Here is a 6,266-nt window from a genome sequence, read left to right on the forward strand (position 1 = left end):
TCAGCGCCCGGACCGTTTCGGCCACCGACGGGGCCGTCAAAAGCACCCGCCGGCAGGCTCCCACCGAATAGTTCACATGTTGACCGTGGTAGGTCTATTCGGATGGCCGGCGAGCAAACAGCGCGGGGCCTTGCGTGCTCCTGACGGGCATTCGCAGCTCGCTGGGCCGTCGGCTCACTCAGCGGCTGGTGTTACCGATGAGCTCTACAGCGTTGCCGTTCCAATGGAACCGGACGTCGGTGCTCAACCCGTTCGTACCGTTGGGATACGTCAGCGCCACCGTGTCGCCGTTGGTCTGCGCCGCGTCAATTCCGTTGAACCCGTAGGTGTCCGGCACCCCCTGCGGGATGAACTGGCCGAGATGGAACAGCACCGCCCGGGTGGTCGGATTGTCCGCATTGGTGTTCGCCTTGATGATCACCGCCGACAACTGAGCGCACTCGTTGTAGTTACCGGCCAGCGGCTCGGGATTCCAGGCTTGCTGACTGCGCGGATCGCGCGGCAGCTCGGAGACCACCTTCGCGATCGCGGGGGAGGCCAGATTGACCGCGCACGGGTCGGGGGGTGGGGCGCTGCTGGGCGCGGCGGCCTCCGACGGGCCGGCTGTGGCGGGGGCGGTGATCGAAGCGGTCGCAGAAGTCGTCGCCTGCGGCGTCTTGGCGACCGTGGAATCCCCTGAACCGCAACCCGTCAGGGCAACCGCGAGCAATGCAACAACAACCACGCCCGCCTGTGGCTCGGCGCGGCAGGGTAGTGACCACACACCGCGCACCGTACCGGCATCGGGCCCGCGGCTGCGGCAGGCGCGGCCGCGTGCCGCACCCGCCGCCCTTCACCCACTAAACTCCATACGAAATGCCCCTCCCCGAAAACCCGCCCGAGGCTGCCTCGCCGACGTTCGCCGACCTGCAGATTCACCCTGCCGTCATGCGGGCGATCGCAGACGTCGGTTACGAGTCGCCGACCGCCATTCAGGCGGCGACGATTCCGGCGCTGATGGCGGGTTCCGACGTGGTGGGGCTGGCCCAGACCGGCACCGGCAAGACGGCGGCCTTCGCGGTCCCGATCCTGTCCAAAATCGATGTCACCAGCAAAGCAACCCAAGCGCTGGTCTTGGCGCCCACCCGGGAGCTGGCGCTGCAGGTGGCCGAGGCGTTCAGCCGCTACGGGGCGCACCTGCCGCAGATCCACGTGCTGCCGATCTACGGCGGATCGTCCTACACCGTGCAGCTGGCCGGCCTGCGACGCGGCGCGCAGGTGGTGGTCGGCACCCCCGGCCGGGTCATCGACCACCTCGAGCGCGGGACGCTGGACCTGTCGCGGGTGGACTACCTGGTGCTCGACGAGGCCGACGAGATGCTCACCATGGGCTTCGCCGAAGATGTCGAGCGCATCCTGTCCGAAACCCCGGAATACAAACAGGTGGCCCTGTTCTCGGCGACCATGCCGCCGGCGATCCGCAAGCTCACCACCAAGTACCTGCACGATCCGTTCGAGGTCACCTCCAAGGCCAAAACCGCCACGGCCGAGAACATTTCGCAGCGCTACATCCAGGTCGCCGGACCCCGCAAGATGGACGCGCTGACCCGGGTCCTGGAAGTCGAGCCGTTCGAGGCGATGATCGTCTTCGTCCGCACCAAGCAGGCGACCGAGGAGGTTGCCGAAAAGCTCAGGGCACGAGGGTTTTCCGCGGCCGCAATCAACGGCGACATCCCGCAGGCGCAGCGCGAGCGAACCATCGCAGCGCTCAAAGACGGCGGCGCCAAAGGCATCGACATCCTGGTCGCCACCGATGTGGCCGCGCGCGGGCTGGACGTGGAGCGGATATCGCACGTGCTCAACTACGACATCCCGCACGACACCGAGTCCTACGTCCACCGCATCGGCCGCACCGGCCGGGCCGGGCGCTCGGGTACGGCGCTGCTGTTCGTCTCCCCGCGGGAGCGCCACCTGCTCAAGGCCATCGAAAAGGCGACGCGGCAAACGCTCACCGAAGCCGAATTGCCCACCGTCGAGGACGTCAACGCCCAGCGGGTGGCAAAATTCGGCGATTCCATCACCGACGCGCTGGGCGCCCCGGGAATCGAGCTGTTCCGCAAGTTGGTGCAGGACTACGAGCGCGAGCACGACGTCCCGATGGGTGACATCGCCGCCGCGCTGGCGTTGCAGTCCCGCGACGGCGAGGAGTTCCTGATGGCACCCGAACCGCCGCCCGAACCGCGCGAACGCCGGGAACATCCCGAAAGGCCAAGGCAGGCAAGACCGTTCACCACCTACCGGGTCTCCGTCGGAAAGCGTCACAAGATCGGTCCCGGTGCGATCGTCGGCGCCATCGCCAACGAGGGAGGTCTGCATCGCAGCGATTTCGGCCACATCGCCATCGGGCCGGACTTCTCCCTGGTGGAGCTGCCGGCCAAACTGCCCCGTGCGACGCTCAAAAAGCTTGAGCAGACCCGTATCTCGGGGGTGCTGATCGACCTTCGGCCCGAAAGGTCGTCCGACAAGCCCCCCGCAAAAGTCCGCCGTGACGGCGGCAAACCAGGCAGAAAACACACCGGATGACGCTGTCCGAGGAACGGGACGCCCAGGGCGGACTCGAGCAGACCTCCCACGTGGACCGGGTCGCTTCGCTGACCGGGATCCGCGCGGTCGCCGCCCTGCTCGTCGTCGGCACCCACGCCGCCTACACCACCGGCAAGTACACGCACGGCTATTGGGGCCTGGTCGGTGCCCGGATGGAGATCGGCGTTCCGATCTTTTTCGTGCTGTCCGGCTTCCTCTTGTTCCGCCCGTGGGTGAAGTCGGCGGCCACCGGCGGCCCACCGCCTTCGCTGAGTCGCTATGCGTGGCACCGGGTTCGGCGCATCATGCCCGCCTACCTCATCACCGTGCTGTTCGCTTACGTGCTGTACCACTTCCACGCGGCGGGACCCAACCCCGGGCACACCTGGATGGGTCTGATCCGCAACCTCACCCTGACGCAGATCTACTGCAACGGCTACCTGGGCAAGTACCTGCACCAGGGGCTGACCCAGATGTGGAGCCTGGCGGTGGAGGCGGCCTTCTACGTGGTGCTACCCCCGCTGGCATACCTGCTGCTGGTGCTGATCTGCCGGCGGCGGTGGCGGCCGAGACTAGTGCTGGCCGTTCTGGCGGGGATGACGTTGATCAGCCCGGTCTGGTTGATCCTGGTGCACACCGATCACTGGTTTCCCGACGGCGCTCGGCTGTGGCTGCCCACCTACCTCGCCTGGTTCCTCGGCGGCATGGCGCTGGCCGTGCTGCAGGCGATGTACGTGCGCTGCTACGCGTTCATGGCCATACCGCTGGCAGTCATCTGCTATTTCATCGTTTCCACACCGATCGCGGGCGCGCCGACGACTTCGCCCGCGTCGGTGAACGAGGCGCTCTTCAAGACGGTGTTCTATGCCGTGATCGCCACACTGGCGGTGGCACCGCTGGCCCTCGGTGGCACCCCCCCGATCCAAGGGTGGTACTCCAAGCTGCTGGCCACCCGGCCGATGGTGTGGCTGGGCGAGATCTCCTACGAGATCTTCCTGATCCATCTCATAACGATGGAATTCGCGATGGTCTACGTGGTTCGGGCGCACGTCTACACGGGCCCCATGCTGTACCTGTTCATCGCGACGCTGGCGCTGACCATTCCGTTAGCCTGGCTACTGCACCGATTCACGCGCGTGCGGGAGTGAGCCGGCCGAAGCCGGTGTCACGATCGGGACGACGAACTCCTCGATCATCGCCCGCTCGTCCGCCTCGTCCTGGCCGGGGTACATCAGCAGCGACGTGAGAATCCGCACCACCCAACGGGCCCGCCGTTCGACGGCGGCGGGATCTTCCGGACCCAAGGTGCTCAGAAATGCGGCGGCCAGGGCGGTAATCACCTCGGACTGTCCGGCCACCTCGCCGCCGATCGGCGGACGGGTGATGGCAAACCACGACGCCAGCGCGGGGCTTTCGCGAACCATCCGCAACGTGGCGGTGACGCTCGCGACCAGCCGTTCGTGCGGGTCGTCAATGCCGCCGATCTGCTCTTTGATCGCGCGGCCGAGCCGGCGCGTCTCGCGGTGCACATAAGCGGTCCGCAGCGCCTCACGGTTCTCGAAGTACCGGTACAGCGTCGCGCGGGAACAGCCCGCGGCCCTGGCGATTTCGTTCATGCCGATCGAAGCCTGGTCCCGCTGGGTGTAGAGCTCCCCGGCCGCGTCGAGTATCCGGTCCGCGGCTACTTCGGTGCGGCGCGAGCCCAGCCAGTCGGCCGGCATCAGGAATTCACCCGGATCGGCACCGACAGCGGCCGCCGCACGTAACTGCCGCCCGACCAGACGATGGCTGACTCGTCGACCTCGAACTCGGGGCAGCGCGCCAGCAGTTCGGTCAGCGCAACCCGGGATTGCATCCGGGCCGCGGCCGCGCCCAGGCAGTGGTGTGCGCCGTGGCTGAAAGTCAGGATGTAGCGCGGGCAGCGGGTCACGTCGAGTTCGCCCGCGTCCGGCCCGTATTGGCGTTCGTCGTGGTTGGCCGAACCATACAGCAGCAGCACCTTGCGACCGGCCGGGACGGTGGTGTCGCCGATCGTCACGTCCCGGGTGGTCGTGCGCGCCAGCCCCTGCACCGGCGAGGTCATTCGCAGCAGCTCCTCCACCGCGTCGGGAATAAGCTCCGGCTCCTCAACCAAAAGCCGCCTCTGGTCGGGGCGTTCGTGCAGCAACGGCATTGAGCCGCCCAGCATTCCGGTGACGGTGTCGTTGCCGCCGGTGACCATCGTGAACGTGAACGCCAGCACCGACAGCGTTCCGGCGGTGTCGCCGTCGGCGCCGACGCCCGCGGCGACCAGGTGGGAGATGGTGTCGTCTTCGGGTTCGGTTCGGCGCCGCTCGATCAGCCCGGTGAAGTAGGCCATCATCGACCCCACCGCATCGCCGACCGTTTCCAGTAATCCGCCGACGCCGCCGTCGGCGGTATTGGCCGCGACGATCGCATCCGTCCAACCGTCGAATTGCGCCCGGTCTTCCTCGGGCACACCGAGATAGTGCGCGACCACCATCGACGGCAGCGGTTTGAACAGCTCGGTGACAATGTCGCCGCCACCCTCGGCGCGCAGCTTCTCGATGCGCTCGACGACGAAGTCGCGCACCTTGGGCTCCACCGCCTCGACCTGTCGCGGGGTGAATCCGCGCGACACCAGTTTGCGAAACTCGGTGTGCGCCGGCGGATCCTGCATCACGAACGGCGGATTATCTTGCAGCCCAATAAGTTCCAAGTCACCATAGGTGACGGTCAGCCCGTGTGCCGAGGAAAAGGTCTCGTGGTCGCGGGCCGCCGCCCAGACGTCCGCGTGGCGGGAAAGCACGTAGTAGTCGTGCTCGGGCCTGCCTTCGGGGACGACGTGGTGCACCGGGTCGTGATCGCGCAGTGCCCGGTACATCGGCCAGGGATTCGGCCACGTCGCGGCGGTGGCGAGCCGAAACGCGACCGGTGCATGGTGAGACATCACTGCTGGCATGTCTCATTCGTATGACAAACATGGCCTTGTGTCAACCGCCGAGCGTGAATCGGGCGACGCGACACGCCGGACGAGCGTCGTCAGCTTCACGCTCGGCGAAGGACTAGATCGCCGCGCCGGGGTTCAGGATTCCGAGCGGGTCCAACGCCTGCTTGATGCGCTGGTTTAACTCCATCACCTCGGGCCCGAGATAGCCGTCCAGCCACGGCCGCTTCAACCGGCCGACGCCGTGCTCACCGGTGATCGTGCCGCCCAGGCCGACGGCCAGGTCCATGATCTCGCCGAACGCGAGGTGGGCGCGCTCGGTCATGGCGGCGTCGGCGGGGTCGTACACGATCAGCGGGTGGGTGTTGCCGTCGCCGGCGTGCGCGATCACCGAGATCATCACGTCGCGATGAGAAGCAATTTGCGCAACCCCGTCGACCAACTCGCCCAGCGCCGGCAGCGGCACCCCGACGTCTTCGAGCAGCAGCGACCCCTTGGCCTCCACCGCCGGGATGCAGAACCGGCGGGCGGCGACGAACGCCTCGCCCTCGTCGGGGTCGTCGGTGGAAAACATTTCCGTTGCACCGCTTTCGGCGAACACCGCGGCCATTAGTTCGGCGTCATCGGTCCCGGCCCGGCCACGCTCGTCGGAGCCGGCGACCAGCATCGCGGCCGCCGAGCGGTCCAGATCCATCCGCAGCGTGTCCTCGACGGCGTTGATCGCCACCGAATCCATGACTTCCAGCATCGACGGCCG

The 6,266-nt window shown here is 67.2% G+C and carries 6 protein-coding genes; 2 read left to right on the plus strand and 4 right to left on the minus strand.

Annotated elements, in window-relative coordinates:
- Nucleotides 1-178: 178 nt before the first annotated feature.
- Nucleotides 179-772, minus strand: coding sequence for an LppP/LprE family lipoprotein (locus ACLP4W_RS16040; protein WP_442387525.1), 594 nt, complete (start codon nucleotides 770-772; stop codon nucleotides 179-181).
- Between the two features lie 83 nt (nucleotides 773-855).
- On the opposite strand from ACLP4W_RS16040, the gene ACLP4W_RS16045 reads away from it, so the two are divergent.
- A complete protein-coding gene (locus ACLP4W_RS16045; protein ID WP_442387527.1) occupies nucleotides 856-2,562 on the plus strand; it encodes a DEAD/DEAH box helicase in 1,707 nt (568 codons plus the stop codon).
- The gene (locus ACLP4W_RS16050) at nucleotides 2,559-3,710 is read left to right on the plus strand and encodes an acyltransferase family protein (protein WP_442387529.1); all 1,152 of its coding nucleotides are present in this window, start codon (nucleotides 2,559-2,561) and stop codon (nucleotides 3,708-3,710) included. Before ACLP4W_RS16045 ends, ACLP4W_RS16050 begins: the two co-directional genes overlap by 4 nt.
- Here ACLP4W_RS16050 and ACLP4W_RS16055 read toward each other — a convergent pair.
- The 3 genes from ACLP4W_RS16055 to ACLP4W_RS16065 all read right to left on the minus strand — a co-directional run.
- Nucleotides 3,678-4,286, minus strand: coding sequence for a TetR/AcrR family transcriptional regulator (locus ACLP4W_RS16055; protein ID WP_442387535.1), 609 nt, complete (start codon nucleotides 4,284-4,286; stop codon nucleotides 3,678-3,680). The genes ACLP4W_RS16050 and ACLP4W_RS16055 overlap by 33 nt on opposite strands.
- Complete coding sequence (locus ACLP4W_RS16060; RefSeq protein WP_442387531.1) at nucleotides 4,283-5,524, minus strand: cytochrome P450; 1,242 nt, start codon at nucleotides 5,522-5,524, stop codon at nucleotides 4,283-4,285. The genes ACLP4W_RS16055 and ACLP4W_RS16060 overlap by 4 nt, the downstream gene beginning before the upstream one ends.
- Nucleotides 5,525-5,627: 103 nt before the next feature.
- Nucleotides 5,628-6,266: FAD-linked oxidase C-terminal domain-containing protein (locus tag ACLP4W_RS16065; protein ID WP_442387533.1), on the minus strand; the 639-nt coding region annotated here is incomplete at its 5' end.

Source organism: Mycobacterium sp., from assembly GCF_052145595.1.
GTDB lineage: Bacteria > Actinomycetota > Actinomycetes > Mycobacteriales > Mycobacteriaceae > Mycobacterium.